13 protein-coding genes are annotated in these 16,188 nt (G+C 40.5%); 5 read left to right on the top strand and 8 right to left on the bottom strand.

The features are described 5' to 3' along the window. The first annotated feature begins 121 nt into the window (after positions 1–121). Positions 122–1,654 carry a methyl-accepting chemotaxis protein gene (locus PR675_RS13165; RefSeq protein ID WP_040132438.1) on the top strand — a complete coding sequence of 511 codons (1,533 nt, stop codon included), beginning with the start codon at positions 122–124 and terminating at the stop codon, positions 1,652–1,654. Between the two features lie 107 nt (positions 1,655–1,761). Here the strand turns inward: PR675_RS13165 and tsaD are convergent, their stop codons facing one another. Continuing rightward, positions 1,762–2,790 (bottom strand): tRNA (adenosine(37)-N6)-threonylcarbamoyltransferase complex transferase subunit TsaD, encoded by a 1,029-nt coding sequence (gene tsaD / locus PR675_RS13160; protein WP_004925183.1) that lies wholly within the window; start codon positions 2,788–2,790, stop codon positions 1,762–1,764. Positions 2,791–3,116: 326 nt separating this feature from the next. Here tsaD and rpsU point away from each other — a divergent pair, with 326 nt between their 5' ends. From rpsU to rpoD, 3 genes are all read left to right on the top strand, one after another. Next, positions 3,117–3,332 (top strand): 30S ribosomal protein S21, encoded by a 216-nt coding sequence (gene rpsU / locus PR675_RS13155; RefSeq protein ID WP_001144069.1) that lies wholly within the window; start codon positions 3,117–3,119, stop codon positions 3,330–3,332. Between the two features lie 115 nt (positions 3,333–3,447). Then, positions 3,448–5,193, top strand: a complete 1,746-nt coding sequence (dnaG, locus tag PR675_RS13150; protein WP_004925191.1) for a DNA primase — start codon at positions 3,448–3,450, stop codon at positions 5,191–5,193. A gap of 117 nt (positions 5,194–5,310) precedes the next feature. After that, the gene (gene rpoD, locus PR675_RS13145) at positions 5,311–7,218 is read left to right on the top strand and encodes an RNA polymerase sigma factor RpoD (protein ID WP_120752680.1); all 1,908 of its coding nucleotides are present in this window, start codon (positions 5,311–5,313) and stop codon (positions 7,216–7,218) included. A gap of 56 nt (positions 7,219–7,274) precedes the next feature. On the opposite strand, the gene PR675_RS13140 is transcribed toward rpoD, so the two are convergent. The 7 genes from PR675_RS13140 to PR675_RS13110 all read right to left on the bottom strand — a co-directional run bounded on the left by PR675_RS13140 (position 7,275) and on the right by PR675_RS13110 (position 15,127). Beyond that, positions 7,275–8,738: an MFS transporter gene (locus tag PR675_RS13140; RefSeq protein ID WP_060561407.1), complete on the bottom strand. Its 1,464-nt coding sequence runs from the start codon at positions 8,736–8,738 to the stop codon at positions 7,275–7,277. Positions 8,739–8,992: 254 nt separating this feature from the next. Next, positions 8,993–9,265: a YkgJ family cysteine cluster protein gene (locus PR675_RS13135; RefSeq protein WP_004925202.1), complete on the bottom strand. Its 273-nt coding sequence runs from the start codon at positions 9,263–9,265 to the stop codon at positions 8,993–8,995. Continuing rightward, positions 9,262–10,833, bottom strand: coding sequence for an ATP--cob(I)alamin adenosyltransferase (locus PR675_RS13130; RefSeq protein WP_036943117.1), 1,572 nt, complete (start codon positions 10,831–10,833; stop codon positions 9,262–9,264). The genes PR675_RS13135 and PR675_RS13130 overlap by 4 nt, the downstream gene beginning before the upstream one ends. A 55-nt stretch (positions 10,834–10,888) precedes the next feature. Further along, positions 10,889–11,965 carry a hypothetical protein gene (locus PR675_RS13125; RefSeq protein WP_004925206.1) on the bottom strand — a complete coding sequence of 359 codons (1,077 nt, stop codon included), beginning with the start codon at positions 11,963–11,965 and terminating at the stop codon, positions 10,889–10,891. Positions 11,966–12,002: 37 nt separating this feature from the next. After that, a complete protein-coding gene (locus PR675_RS13120; protein ID WP_060561406.1) occupies positions 12,003–12,863 on the bottom strand; it encodes a helix-turn-helix transcriptional regulator in 861 nt (286 codons plus the stop codon). Between the two features lie 536 nt (positions 12,864–13,399). Continuing rightward, entirely contained in the window at positions 13,400–13,792 is a 393-nt protein-coding gene (locus PR675_RS13115; RefSeq protein ID WP_181710236.1) for a hypothetical protein, read from the bottom strand. Between the two features lie 3 nt (positions 13,793–13,795). Continuing rightward, positions 13,796–15,127 (bottom strand): MFS transporter, encoded by a 1,332-nt coding sequence (locus PR675_RS13110; RefSeq protein WP_060561405.1) that lies wholly within the window; start codon positions 15,125–15,127, stop codon positions 13,796–13,798. A 98-nt stretch (positions 15,128–15,225) separates the two neighbouring features. Here PR675_RS13110 and PR675_RS13105 point away from each other — a divergent pair, with 98 nt between their 5' ends. Further along, complete coding sequence (locus PR675_RS13105; protein WP_036943111.1) at positions 15,226–16,119, top strand: LysR family transcriptional regulator; 894 nt, start codon at positions 15,226–15,228, stop codon at positions 16,117–16,119. The last annotated feature ends 69 nt before the right edge of the window (positions 16,120–16,188 follow it).

The raw sequence follows: 16,188 nt of genomic DNA, 5'->3' as shown, positions 1-16,188 counted from the left end.
TTAAGTGATATTGCGGGTAAAAATCAGATAAACATCAAATTATTATAAATAATGCCTAATGATAATTTGAAATAAGTCGAAATATACCATTGAGAAACTCAACAATTATAATGGTGTATTTATGACGAGCATTCCCTTCATTACACAAAACGAATATCAATTAGAAGACGATACCACACTGATGACCACGAGTGATTTGGATGGCAATATCACTCACGCAAACGATGACTTTATTAAAGTAAGTGGTTATTCACTCTTGGAACTGATGAACCAACCTCATAACATCATTCGCCACCCTGATATGCCTAAAGCAGCCTTTGCGGACATGTGGAGTACCTTAAAAAAGGGGGAGCCATGGACTGGTATTGTAAAAAATCGCCGTAAAAACGGTGATCACTATTGGGTTAGAGCCAATATTTGCCCAATGATGAGAGAAGGTGTTATCACGGGTTATATGTCGATTCGAACAAAAGCCTCACGAGAAGAAATCGCCAGTGCTGAGCCGCTCTATCGGGCATTAAACCAAGGGCGCCCCCCTCATAAATTACATAAAGGCCTCGTGTTAGCAAAGCACTGGTTTGGACAATACCCTGCGCTGTCGATACGTTGGCGTATTCGATTACTGATGATCCTGTTATTTACGGGTTGGATAAGCGTTGCTGCACTCTCGGGCCTACAAGGCTTGTCTTTTCTTCACGCAACCGTTCTCACCTTAATCACCTTATCCGCTAGCAACGTTTTACTTGAACGTATGGTGGCGAAGCCTATCGAAAATGTTGCTAGACAAGCCCTTGATGTGGCAAGAGGCGAGCGCCACAGTATCAGCCATCTTCATCGTGTTGATGAAATTGGGATGATATTACGATCTATTGGTCAACTCGGATTAGTGTGCCGGTGGTTAACCAACGACGTGTCTTACCAAATCAGTAATGTGCACAACGAGAGTGAACTATTAGTTAACGATTGTGATGAACTAGAACAGCATACCCAAAAAACAGTGGGCTATGTGCAACAAACGGTAGCGGCGATGAATCAAATGTCAGTGTCCGTACAAATGAACGCAGATAATACGATACAGGCGGATAAACTCTCTAGTCAGACAAGTGAAACCGCAATTCATGCCGCGGAAGCCATGAAAAATGTTGTCCAAACCATGGATGAAATTGTTCACAGTACGAATAAAATCAACGCTATTACCGATGTGATTAAAACGATCGCTTTTCAAACCAATATATTGGCCCTTAATGCCGCTGTTGAAGCAGCTCGAGCAGGAGAGCAAGGAAAAGGTTTTGCGGTTGTTGCAGATGAAGTGCGTAGCCTTGCCAGCCGAAGTGCGAGCGCCGTAAACGATATTCGTGACCTTATTGATGACTGTGAAAACAAAGTACATTCAGGCAAATTGCACGTACACACCACGGGAGATACATTGCAAGAAGTGGTCAAGCAAGTACAGGATGTCACCCAACTGATCAGCCATATCAGCAACGCAACTTCCGAACAAGCAGCCGGACTCACTGAAATCACACAGGCCGTCTTTGAACTCGAATCCATCGCCCAGAAAAATACCGTGTTAGTCGAACAAAGTGCTAATGCCTCTGAGGTCGTCAAAAAACATGCGATAAGATTGGATGATGCGATAACTATTTTGCACTAAATCACCGTTTCTGGATCTAAAAAAGAAAACGAGATATCGGGAGACAATAAATTAGCGGCGACTCAATTGACAATAAATGGGCCGCCGCGCTAATCACACTTTCGATACTATTCGCGAGTTTCGACTAATGGTGGAAGCTCCGCTAATGGCCAACGCGGGCGCACTGTAACGCCTAAGCCTGTTGTCGCGCCGCCTTTTAAGCGGATCAGCCCCGCTAATGCAATCATCGCACCATTATCAGTACAGAACTCTGGGCGTGCATAAAACACCTCCCCCCCACGCTGCTTTAGCACCTCTTCCATTTTAGCGCGTAGTGTACGATTGGCACTCACTCCCCCCGCCATAACTAGGCGTTTAAAACCGGTTTGTTCAAGTGCACGCTTGCATTTTATGGCTAATGTATCCACTACGGCATCTTCGAAAGCGCGTGCAATATCTGCGCGAGTTTGCTCATCATCCGCATTTTCCCGAATGGTATTAGCGGCAAAAGTTTTCAGCCCTGAAAAGCTAAAATCAAGCCCTGGTCGGTCGGTCATTGGTCGAGGGAAAACAAAACGACCTTCTGTGCCTTGTTGTGCCATACGCGATAACACTGGCCCCCCCGGATAATCTAACCCGAGTAGTTTTGCTGTTTTATCAAATGCTTCACCCGCGGCATCATCAATAGACTCACCGAGTAATTCATATTCACCAATACCAGTCACACTAATTAGCTGGGTATGTCCCCCTGACACTAATAAGGCAACGAATGGAAACTCAGGGCTTTTTTCCTCCAGCATCGGTGCTAGTAAGTGCCCTTCCATATGATGAACAGCAACAGCAGGAACGCCCCATGCAAAGGCTAGCGAACGTCCCACGGTGGCACCAACCATTAAAGCGCCTACAAGCCCCGGCCCCGCTGTATAAGCGACCGCATCAATATCGGCACTCGTAAGATTGGCTTGTTTAAGCGCGGCCTGAATGAGTGGAACCGTTTTGCGAATATGATCGCGAGAAGCCAATTCAGGAACCACGCCACCGTAGTCAGCATGAACTTTTATTTGGCTATATAATTGATTAGCTAATAGACCGGCCTTATCATCGTAGATTGCGATCCCGGTTTCATCGCAGGATGTTTCGATACCTAAAACGCGCATTGCACTACCCTTGTTTGTTGCATGAGCCAAAGTCTATCATTAAATTCAGGCTATCGTATAATTTATGATGCCAAAAGGCTGACTTTTCCTGTTGTATAGTCTATAATCAGTGCCCTGTAATAAATTTCGTGTGGCTAATTTTCATTATTACCTAAACTCGCTGTTTTTTTCATCAAAAAAACAACGAAATGGTAATCTTGTGTGTTTCAATTTTATACGGCACTTTACAAACCCGTACTCATTGAAGTAAAATTCCGCACCATTTTAAATGACGGCTGGTGGAATAAAGCCAGCAACAACCCGATTTCTATTGAGGTGAGAGGCACATGCCGGTAATTAAAGTACGTGAAAACGAGCCATTCGACGTTGCATTACGTCGTTTCAAACGTTCCTGCGAAAAAGCAGGAGTCTTAGCTGAAGTTCGTCGTCGTGAATTCTATGAAAAACCAACGACTGAGCGTAAACGCGCTAAAGCATCTGCTGTTAAGCGTCACGCTAAGAAACTGGCTCGCGAAAACGCACGCCGTACTCGCCTGTACTAATTGGTCGCGGTAACCACCGCAATCATCACAGGCAGTATTAGTAAGCAGTTAAAGGCCGTGCTTTCCTGAGGGAAGCGCGGCTTATTATCGTTCATCAACAGGCGAAAAGAGGCTTATGGCTGGACGAATCCCGCGTTCATTTATCAATGATTTGTTAGCGAGAACCGACATCATCGATTTAGTCGATGCAAAAGTCCCGTTAAAGAAACAGGGTAAAAATCATCACGCGTGCTGTCCGTTCCATAACGAAAAAACACCATCTTTCACGGTGAACAGTGAAAGGCAGTTTTATTACTGCTTTGGCTGTGGTGCACATGGTAATGCGATCGATTTCTTGATGAATTACGACAAACTCGATTTTGTTGAAGCCATCGAAGAATTATCCGCCTTACATGGCCTTGATGTTCCTTATGAAACGGGAACTGGCACAAGCCAAATTGAACTTCATCAACGGCAAAATCTGTATCAGTTGATGGAGAAAATAAACCATTTTTACCACGCTGCCTTAAATCATCCATCGGCAAGTAAAGCCAAAGATTATTTAAGCCAACGTGGTTTATCGGCTGACGTTATTGAGCATTTCTCGATAGGTTTTGCCCCTGTCGGATGGGACAACCTGCTCAAAAAATTTGCCGTAAACCCAGAAAGTCGCAAACAGCTTGATGATGCAGGTATGTTAGTGACGAATGATAGTGGCCGTACCTATGACCGTTTCAGGGAACGGGTAATGTTCCCCATTCGAGATCGTCGTGGGCGTGTTATCGCTTTTGGTGGGCGTGTTTTAGGTGACGCATTACCGAAATACCTAAACTCACCGGAAACCGATATTTTCCATAAAGGCCGGCAGCTATTTGGCCTCTATGAAGCAACGCAACACAACAGTGAACTTGATAAATTACTGGTTGTTGAAGGCTATATGGACGTTGTTGCATTGGCACAATACGGTATCCGTTATGCGGTTGCCTCACTTGGAACCTCAACAACCTCTGAACATATTCAGTTGCTCTATCGTTCAACAGATACGGTTATTTGCTGTTATGACGGCGACCGTGCTGGGAGAGAGGCAGCTTGGCGAGCCCTTGAAAATGCATTGCCCTATTTGACCGACGGTCGTCAATTACGGTTTATGTTTTTACCTGATGGCGAAGACCCTGATTCTTTAGTTCGCAAAGAAGGTAAAGAAGCATTTGAATTACGAATGAATGACGCACAAACATTATCGTCATTTCTATTTGATTCACTCGTGCCACAAGTTGACTTAAAAACACAGGAAGGACGAGCAAAATTTAGTAAGCTCGCCATCCCTTTGATAAAACAAATACCTGGTGAAACATTGCGCCTATATATGGCTCAAGAGCTAGGAAATTTTATTGGTATACCGGATATTTCTCAGGTTCTTGCTATGATTGATAGAGAGAATGCAGAACCGGTAAATTACCAAGCACCGAAATTAAAACCAACCACAATGCGTATTTTAATCGCGTTGTTGGTACAGAATCCGAGTTTTTCGGAATTCGTTCCCTCGCTAGAGGGAATAGCCCATATCCAAATGCCGGGGCTTTCTCTATTTCAGGAATTGGTTGATGTTTGCCGTTCCACCCCTGGTATGACGACTGGGCAGTTGCTTGAGCTGTATCGTGACAATAAATTCGCGAGTCAACTTGAAAAACTGGCAACTTGGAACGATATAGAAATAGAGGAGATAGCGGAAAAGACATTTAAAGATGCTTTAAACCATCTATTTAATAGCGCGCTTGACGAGCGTTTTGACTACTTGATAGCCAAAGAACGAACTGAAGGGCTGACCCCAGAAGAGCGCGCAGAAGTCCGCCTAATCACGCTTTCACGTGTGAAGACATAACTGAATACCAAACGGCTTAAGTGCCGATTTACTAAAGGCAAATGCCTGTAAAATGCTACGATTTTAAAGGGGCGTAGCGTAATAATAAAAATCCCCTTTGAATGTTCTTGTTGGCCGATTGTTTCGCCGACCGACACCAATCTAAATACTCAGAAGTGTGGATACCGTCTTATGGAGCAAAACCCGCAGTCGCAGCTTAAGCTACTCGTAACCAAGGGTAAAGAGCAAGGTTACTTAACCTATGCTGAGGTCAACGACCATCTGCCGGAAGATATCGTCGATTCAGATCAGATTGAAGATATCATCCAGATGATTAATGACATGGGCATCCAGGTCATGGAAGAAGCACCTGACGCCGATGATTTGATACTGGCTGAAACCACATCCGACACGGATGAAGATGCGGCAGAAGCTGCAGCACAAGTTCTATCCAGTGTTGAAAGTGAAATTGGTCGTACTACAGACCCTGTGCGCATGTATATGCGTGAAATGGGAACGGTCGAACTCTTAACCCGTGAGGGTGAGATCGACATCGCAAAACGTATTGAAGATGGCATAAACCAAGTTCAATGCTCTGTTGCAGAGTACCCTGAAGCCATCACTTATCTCCTTGAACAGTATGATCACGTCGAGGCAGGCGAAAGCCGTTTATCCGACCTGATCACCGGTTTCGTCGACCCTAACGCTGAGGAAGATCTCGCACCAACTGCAACACACGTTGGCTCTGAACTTCCACAAGAAGAGTTAGATAAAGACGACGATGAAGACGAAGATGATGAAGACGGCGATGACAGCGATAGCGATGATGATAACAGCATCGATCCTGAACTAGCCCGTGAAAAATTCAGCGAATTGCGCGCGCAATACGAAAAAACACGTCAGCACATTAAGCAATTTGGTCGTAACAATGCACAAACCGCACAAGCGATTGAAGAGCTTTCTGAAGTCTTCAAACAGTTCCGCTTAGTGCCAAAACAATTTGACTATCTGGTCAATAACATGCGTGAAATGATGGATCGCGTTCGCCTTCAAGAGCGTACCATCATGAAACTGTGTGTTGAACAGTGCAAAATGCCTAAGAAAAACTTCATCACGCTATTTAGCGGTAATGAAACCAGTGAAACTTGGCTAACAGCCGCCAAAGCGATGAACAAGCCTTGGTGTGAAAAGCTGGTTGAAGTTGAAGAAGAGATTTTGCGTTGTCTGCAAAGATTACGTCAAATTGAAGAAGAAACAGGCCTGACTATTGAGCAGGTGAAAGATATCAACCGTCGCATGTCTATTGGTGAAGCCAAAGCTCGCCGTGCGAAAAAAGAGATGGTTGAAGCGAACTTACGTCTGGTTATTTCGATCGCGAAAAAATATACCAACCGTGGTTTACAGTTCCTTGACTTGATCCAAGAAGGGAATATCGGTCTGATGAAAGCGGTTGATAAGTTTGAATATCGCCGTGGTTATAAATTCTCGACCTATGCAACTTGGTGGATCCGTCAGGCAATTACGCGTTCTATCGCAGATCAGGCTCGTACCATCCGTATTCCTGTTCACATGATTGAAACCATCAATAAATTGAACCGTATCTCTCGTCAGATGCTACAGGAAATGGGCCGTGAACCTTCACCAGAAGAGTTAGCGGAACGCATGATGATGCCGGAAGATAAGATCCGTAAAGTACTGAAAATAGCTAAAGAGCCTATCTCTATGGAGACGCCAATTGGTGATGATGAAGATTCACATCTCGGCGATTTCATTGAAGATAATACTTTAGAACTGCCATTAGACTCAGCAACTTCAGAAAGTCTACGTTCGGCAACTCATGAAGTATTAGCTGGCTTGACTGCACGTGAAGCAAAAGTACTGCGTATGCGTTTTGGTATCGATATGAACACTGACCACACGCTAGAAGAAGTAGGTAAACAGTTCGATGTTACCCGTGAGCGTATCCGTCAGATCGAAGCAAAAGCACTGCGTAAATTGCGTCATCCAAGCCGCTCAGAAGTTCTACGTAGCTTCCTTGACGAATAATTCAGTCTTTAAACACCTGCTTCGGCAGGTGTTTTTTTATTCGCCTAATTAATACACTAAATGTTCACTTTTCGACGTTTAACAATCAACCATAGTGTGAAAACCACAACACCCGCCCCACCTATCATCGCCACATTAAACCCTGATGTCATTGCCGCTCGAACAGCTTGAGCAACATAAGGTAAGGTAACAGCGGAAGAATTATTAATAAGTAAACTGACTTCTTGAGTAGGTACGGTTGCCATTAACATTTCATCATGCTGTAATTGATTGAGTGCTTGATGCGTCATTAATGTCCCTAATAGTGCGATCCCCAATGTCATGCCTGTTTGCCGTAACGCATTCATCACCGCGGAGGCAACCCCTGAATAGGCTTTATCAACACTCCCCATAATCAAAGCTCCTATCGCCGGTGTCGCCATTCCCATCCCAGCCCCCAGCACAAATAAAAGCAAAGCAATAACCGTATAAGCCGTATCTGCATTCACCAAACCAAGCGCAGTAGATGTTAGTGCAATAAGCACAAACCCTAAAATCATTAAATTTCTGACACTCGTCAATCGAGTCAAATGACCGAAAGAGAAAGAAAATAGTGCCATGGCAACAAATTCAGGAGCCATACGCAATCCAGCCTCAAAGGCTCCCCAACCCTGCCCTTTTTGTAGAAATAAGGCGATAAAAAATACATTGCTGTAGGTCGCAAAACCAAGCGTAAAAGAGGCCACGTTGTATTGAAAAAAGTATTGATTAGTTTTAAACAAAAAGATGGGAAATAAAGGCTTTGCGACTTTCATTTCGACTATCACAAAACTGATCAAAGCGAGAAAACCTACAGTTAATCCCCCTATCGTCATAACGCTTCCCCACCCTTGCGCTCCTGCTTCAATTAAGCCATATGTCACACCCGCAAGCGCAACAATACTCAAGCATTGGCCTAATGGATCAAAGGCGGCTTTCTCAGGATCTGCACTTTCATCAATACCTATCCAACCCAACAACAAAGTGACTATTCCAAGAGGAAGATTAATTAAAAAGATCGTTGGCCAATCAAACAGTTCAACTAATACCCCACCTAAAATAGGACCAATTATCAATGATAATGCACTCACAGCAGACCAGATCCCAATTATCTTCACTCGCTCAATATCATTCAAAAATGCTTGGGTAATAATAGATAAAGCTCCGGGGATCAGTGCTGCTGCCGCAATGCCTTGGATCACTCTTCCCCAAATCAGCATATTTGTTGTCGTCGCTATCGCGCAAAGGGCAGAGCCAAATGTAAAAATGGCGATCCCTGCTAGCCACACTTTTTTACGCCCATAACGATCACTAATCGGCCCCACAGACAAAATCAATGCAGATAAACAAAGCGCATAAGCATCAATGATCCACTGGAGCATTCCCATATCAGCATTGAGATCCCGTTGAATTGCAGGTAATGCAACATTGACGATGCTGATATCTAATGTCGCCATAAACGTGCCTAAACAAACGGCAGAGATCAAAAAAAGACGTTTCATTATTCTCACCTTCCCATCAAATGATGCCTTTATCATAATTATCGACCGACCGACGGTCAATAATAAATGAGATTGAATATCATTTAATGTTAGGGATCAATAAGATCACGCCTGTGGGTTTAATGAAAAGGGATCATTAACTAAGTTATAGGGGGATGTTGATAAACCAAGCCTACTTTATCAATTCATAAAATAAGACCATCACTAAAAGATTTAGTAATGGTCTTAGTAAACGAATATAGCATAAGTCAAAATTATTCACTACCCAGTATTATTTCACAGGCAATTCTGTTCACTTCAACAAATTCATGCCATGTATATTGATCGTGATAATGAAGCAAATACTGTTTATCGACACGACAGATATCTGGGCGCTCTTCGTAAATAGTGCATAACATGCTAGTTTCATTATAATGTTTACAGATGCCATCGCCTCTATCAAGAAATTGAGTTTCATTAGCGCGATCAACATGGCGGCAGCATGCCCCACATTTATCACAAGGAAATAGCTCGGTTTCTAAAATCATAATGAATCCAGCCAATCACTGAATGAATCATCACTATCTACATCATAGGGTAATGCAATATTGCTCCGTTTAATTTCCTGATTAAGAATAATTTTTCGCTCATATTCTGTATTTGTCGCCTGCAATGCATGGGTAAACGTCTGCATTTCAGCAACATTAAAATTAAATTCAAGCTGAGCAAGTTCTGTTAGGTATTTATCTAAAGCAGCATTAACATCTCGGTAGTACTTTAATGTTAGCTCATACTTATTGCGGAATTTATTTAAAAAACGCCAAATCTTTTGCATTAAATTACTGTGCTCTAAATAATAGCACATCGCCAATGTCAATAAACCAGAGACTAAAGCCCCAATGAATAGCGCAACATCATTACCGAATGGGAATGATAATATTCCATTCAAGTATGTTGTTATCATTGAACCGAGTACAACAGAAATACTGGTCGATATAATTTTAATGGCTGATTTTAGTAAATCCCCTAATGCTAAATTTTCTGGATTAAAAAAGAGCAGCTTCACAGCAGAAAATAGGCTATTTGCAGACTCTCGGATTAACTTCCCTATCATTTTTGTCGATGTTAGGAAAATATTCAACATGGTGGTTGTAACACTGGCTAATAACCCACCAAACAACCCATTATTAAACTCAGTCCAAAAATCTTTAAAACGAGCTTTTAATCTTTCCCAAATATTCGTAACAACACCTTTCAAATCCTCCAAGAAAAGTTTAAATTTAAAGTTTGTTTTATGCTGTTCAATCAATTTAGGAATCGAATCTTTTAATTCAAACCAAAGCTCTGCAAATACAATCCCTAGCATTTGCCTTGCTCCCATTCTCAACCCAGTGTTAATAGCCGCTGATGCCGTATTCACAAAAAACTTACTGCTACTGTAGTACTTGCTACTAATTTCTGCATCATACTGTTTTCTGGCCTTTTCATCGACAGCCTTCATGGCATCAAAATTGGCTTTCTGCTTATTCTTAAGTGTCTTGAGTTTTTTTAACTCAATATCGGTTAGTTGCCCTTTACTTTCTAATGCACTAATTTCTGCTTTAAGCAGTGTTTGCTGTGACTTTAGATTCGAAATAAAGTCTGCCATTTTTTTGGCTTTTTTCGACTTATTTAATGTTTCATTCGTAAAGGTCAAATTTGAGTCACGGTTAGCTAAATCCGCACCGTCAATTTCAGCAAGAACACGTGCAGGGTCATTATGCACTTCATAAGCCGCAATAATATGATCAAGATTAGTCACATCATGTTGGCTAAACGTTTCTCCTGTATAGGAGTCCGTTAACTCACCCGCTAACTTTTTTTGTTTGCCTTTGCGGTTTGTCTCTTTGTAATTCTCGTGGCTGTGGTATGCATGTGAATCATATTCACCACGATCCTGATAACGATTTTTTTCTTTCTCGGTTGCCCAAATATCATTTCTGACATTATGCACCGTATCAACATCCCCCCCTTTTTTATCTTTTAATAATAAAAAATCCAAACCAAAGGAAGTGACTAAACTTTGAACAATCGTATCATTCACTTCTTTTTGCCAATTATAATTTGTCTGTTGCATATGTCTTACCTATAAGTAGCAGTGAAAGTACTGCTACTTATGATTTATGATGCCATCAAGATAACGTAAAACGCTTAGTTTCATCTAATCGCTTATCTAAACATTCCTGATTTAATATTTTCAGACCATGGCTATCTGTTTCAATCTCGATAACCTCATCAACAATAATAGCCTCATTATTTTGATTTAATTTCGGCTTAAATAATGGTGTCGTAATTAGGTTAGTCATAATAGCTGCAAGTTTATAACCATTATTAATAGTGAGCTTTAACTCATCCGTAATGCCATGGGTGTTAGCCTGACCTAATGCTTTATTACGTTGAATCATTTTGTCGGCTTCTATGAGTGCTAATAGATATGGTTTAAACACGGTAAATTGTGCTTCTAAAACATGATAAATAGCGACAACGTACTCTTTGGTTTTGGTTAAATTTTCATAAGCTAAAGTCATTTTTGCAACGGCACCATTAACTTCAGAGCGAATTTTTTGGGCATTATCTAATGCTTTTTCAGCGTGAGAATTATAAGCCCAACCAGCAATCGCTAAGATAGGAGCAACAACAGCACCACCTAACACCATTGCTCCACCTGCCATCCCCCAACCACCAGCAGCTAGAGAACCGCCACCGATAGCCGCCATTGTCGCATTATAAGCAGCCGCACCTGAAAGCGCTGCAATTGGTGTTCCTGTAGATGCAGCCGCGAATGCCATAACACCACCATAGACAGCAAACCCCGCAGCAGCACTTGACGCACCGGCTCCCACTAAGGTTCCAAGATACTCTGTCGCTGAAATAGCGAGGTTTTCAATTTTATTGATTTCATGACGTGGAATCGAAATTGAAATATCCTGTCCTGATTCATTAAGCTGCTTTAATATTGATTGTGCGATAGTGTTAAATTTATTGAAACTTTTACCGATTTTTAACTCAAGCGTACCTAACTTTTCTAATTCCGTTGTCGTGCTAACATTTATTGACTCTAGCACTTCTTTTTTTTCATCATAACGACGTTTAGAGCTCTCTAAAATATCGTCAGCTTCTGATTTTGTTTGGTATCCGTCATAAGCTTTCTTTCCACCAAACGCGGCGGCCGCAATAGCTGCACCAGCAATAATAAATGGTATTGCCATACAATCCTCTCAGTTTTAATAAAATGAAAATAACTAGTTACAATTGACTAATATAATCCCGTAGGTTTTGTTCAAACTTTATCTTTAACCATTCTGGCTCTAAAACTTTAATATTTGGGATCCAATATTGAATTAAAGGTAAAATTTGTTTTTCACTCATCGCAGAGCATGAAATAGTTAGAGAATCACTACTTTCATCAACAATACACTGATTAGGTAAAACATCTCTTCTTTTGAAGTAATCAGCTATCGACTTTGAAACCAAAACTCGAGCATGAAAATAATTATGGCTAGTCCATGGGTCTTTACTCTCCATTAACATATTGACAATATTATTATCAGGTAAAAAAGTTTTTTTGCTGACATATAACCATTCAATCCTATTTAGTGAAAATGATTTAAGCTTCCCCTCTTCAATGGCATTCAAGTACCAAATCGTATTGTGACAGATGAGCTTATATGGATATATTGTCCGATTTTTGCTTTTATACAAAATATGACATTCTCTTTTATTATCAATTGCATACCTAATTCTTTCATAATGTGTTTTTAAGTAGCTCTTGATCTTATGCTCAATGCCATTAAATTTAATGAGAACACTTCTGTTCTGAATAGTCTCAGGAATACTCTTCAAAAAAGACTGACTAAAATCAGGCAAATACTTATCTATACCAAAAAAAGAAATCATTTTATAATATTCGACAACTGTCGAAAAACCATACTTTGAATTCCCTTTATGCTCTAAAATTAAGTTTAGCGAATTCAAATCTCGATAAATCGTCCGCTCGCTGACTTTAAAACGAGAGGCTAATTCATACTTATCTACTTCACCATAAAGATATGCTTCGAGAATAATTGTTGCTAATCTGACTCCTTGATTTTTTTTATAGTCATCCATTTTATCACCAACTATGATTTAGGTTAATATTGATTACACAAAGAATATCAAACTCAGTGACAAATAGCGTCAGTACAAAACTTTTTATCGTATAAGATAACTCTCATTTTTATATCATAGCAATTTTTCAGCTACCTTTTATTTAAAAACCACTGTAATTCTGCACAGACTATTTAAGAGTAAACAGCCAATAAAAAACATTAATAACAAAATTACGCTTAATAGGTGATTTTTATTCTAACGACAAGTTAAAAATGCTCATAAAACAAACTGTGATTATCTAATTCTTATTATCTTAGTCTTTTAATAAAGGGAAAACGATACCATGATTAAGTAGCGTGATGACTTTAACTGGGTTGGAAATAGTGATAATGATGGCAGCATAGTCGCTCGCACATGTGAGCAACATTTTAATGTATAAAGGAATATCCTAGTTATCCCCAGCCAATATGTCGAAAATTCGATTAAAAATGATAATGAAGATGAAAAAACGTTAGCCTACTGTTCCAAAATACGCTAACGCTTTAATAAGTAAGTTAGTTTTTATTTATAGGAGTTTCATGCAAATATACCCAAAAACAATGTTCCCCAAGTACCTTAATACAAACCGTAGCAGTTCGTAACAGCCTTGATTCAGGGGTTTCATGCAACTCTTGATACTGTATCCAGCAATACTCACCTCGCTCAAAAATTGGTTTAATATCTGATAATGTAATTGTAAGTGAAGGTCTTGTGCCTATATTTTGGCTAAACAACTCATTCACTTGCTCTAAACCAATACGTTCTCCCTTAATTGTCACCATTGCAAAAGCATCATCAAAGCTAGCTAATAAAGGGGTTAATGCATGCGTATCTTTGCCAGTAAATACATTTTCAATCAAGATATGTAGATCTATAACACTCTGCAACGCTTTTTCCATGTGACTCATAAATTATCTCTCTTTTAATACTGCGATTAATGATAGTAGGCCGACAACCGCTGCTATCATGAAGGTATACTGATAGCGTAATAAATCATTTTGTACGGTGACGACACTAAAAATAGATACCAACACGACCGTTCCCACACTGAACGAAACTTGGCGATTAATATTCCATAGCACACTCCCTTGCAATAAATCCTTCCCTGAAAAATCAATTAATGCACTGATCTGAGCGGTATTAGTACACAACCCACCACCAGCCCCCATTAATAAATAAGCAGCAATGAGTAGAGGCAAATCTGAATAACTTGATACCCAAAACAGCAACATTATTCCTAAGCTATGAGTCGTCATTCCTACAAAAAATAGCGTTTTCTTACCAACTTGGTGATAGAGGTAACCACCACTTAGCATTGATAGTAGTGCCCCTGCGGCATATAGCAGCATAAACATACCCGTCTGAGCTGCACTAAAATGCAAATTGTTTTGTAAGTTAAAAATATTGAGTAAATTGACACCTGTAAATACACCAGGTACTGCGTAATAAACAATAAAAGCATTACGCAAATTGCTATTTACGAGTAACTGAAAATTTAAAATGGGCGCCGAACATTTTTTGGCGTATTGAAGATATAAAACCAGAATAAAAGCGGAAAATAGAAAGCTACTTACGGCCAGCACAAGGCTATGATAGTCGCTATAAAATGAAAAGGATAACAATAAGAACAGTAAGCTAAAGCTCACCATAATCAACCCTATCACATCAGGTTTTTCTCTTTGTTGCCGCCCATCATTATTCACCCACCACCATGCTAAGATTGCCGCAAATAATGAGAAAGGCAAATTAGCATAAAATACCCAGCGCCACGATAATGAATCAATAATCATTCCCCCTACTGCTGGAGAAAATGCAGGCGCCGTTAAAGCGACAACCATAATTAAAGTTGAAATACGATGGCGCTCTTTACCTGGAAATAGCTCAAAAACGAGAGCCTGTCCCACAGGGATCAATAGCCCACCAGCAATGCCTTGAATAAAACGCCAAACTACCAAGCTATAAATTGAATGACTCAGTCCACACAATAAAACACTGACTGAGAATAACAGCATAGAAATACTGAGCAGTTTCTGGTTACCTAATTGCCCAGCGAGCCACAAACTCAATGGCATGATCAGGACTAAACCTAAGATATAACTATTAGCGACCCAAGCCACCATTGATTGGCTGGTAGAAAATGCTGAAGCAATATCAGGCAATGCAATCGCTGACATAAAAATATTAATACAGTCGATAAAGAAGCCGATTAAAAAAACAGTTGCGATTTTATATCGATAAGACATACCTACCTCCGGTGCACAAGAGTAGGTATTCCCCCTTTCTTTGTCGATATAAGAGGATTAAACTCATTGTTTAATAATGACAAACAATCAGACTGATTATGCAAAAAAACCTTAAGCAAATAACCACTTTTCTGCAAGTCGTGGACTCAGGCTCTTTTACTAAAGCCGCTGATATTTTAGGCATGAGCCGGTCTATGGTCAGTATTGATATCAAGCAGTTAGAGATACGGCTGAATGTCAGTCTGCTCATACGTAATACGCGCAATATTGCCCTCACCGAGGCGGGTAAGCATTTTTATGATGACTTTAAACGTATTCAACTAGAGATAGAAGAAGCGTTTGAAAGAAGCCAAAATTTAGCAACAAACGTCACAGGCTTACTGCGTTTTTCATCCACGAATGAATTTGGCCAACGTTATATTTTGCCTTTACTACCTGAATTTTGTCGCCTTTACCCGAAGTTACGCCTGCAATACAGCTTTAATTCATCATTAGATGATTTGGTCACCGAAAAATTAGATCTCGCGATACGTTTAGGTAATTTAAAAAGCTCATCACTAAAAATACGTAAAATAGGTGAATACCAAATCTATATTGTGGCGACCCCTGAACTATTAAAACACTATCCCGTTAAAGGTATTAACGATTTAGCACAAATTCCTTGGATAACCCATTCATTACTCAATTGGCAAGATACACAATACGTTCTAAAAAATACTCTAGGGGAAAAATACCCTCTTCCTATCATAAAAAGCCAATATGAATCGAATTCAGTAGCGGTGATCCACCAAATGGTACTGGCCTCTCTTGGGGTCGCTATCTGTCCTGATTGGCTAGTTAATGATGATATTAATGCAGGGCGTCTCATTCGTTTATTACCTGAATTTTATCTACCTTCACAGAATATTCAGCTACTTTATCCCAATAGCACCACTCTACCTGCGAAAACACGCGTCTTTATTGATTACTTAGTTGAAAAATTTAGCCTATAAAAAAAGCCGTGTCTCATCGAAACACGGCCTTAAAATAGCATCGCAACTGTCAATAACGCTGGGTGCAGC

It is taken from the genome of Providencia sp. PROV261 (assembly GCF_028477945.1).
Taxonomy (GTDB): domain Bacteria; phylum Pseudomonadota; class Gammaproteobacteria; order Enterobacterales; family Enterobacteriaceae; genus Providencia; species Providencia stuartii.
Note: the sequence above shows the minus strand (reverse complement) of the source record. Positions and strands in the feature narration are given on the sequence as shown.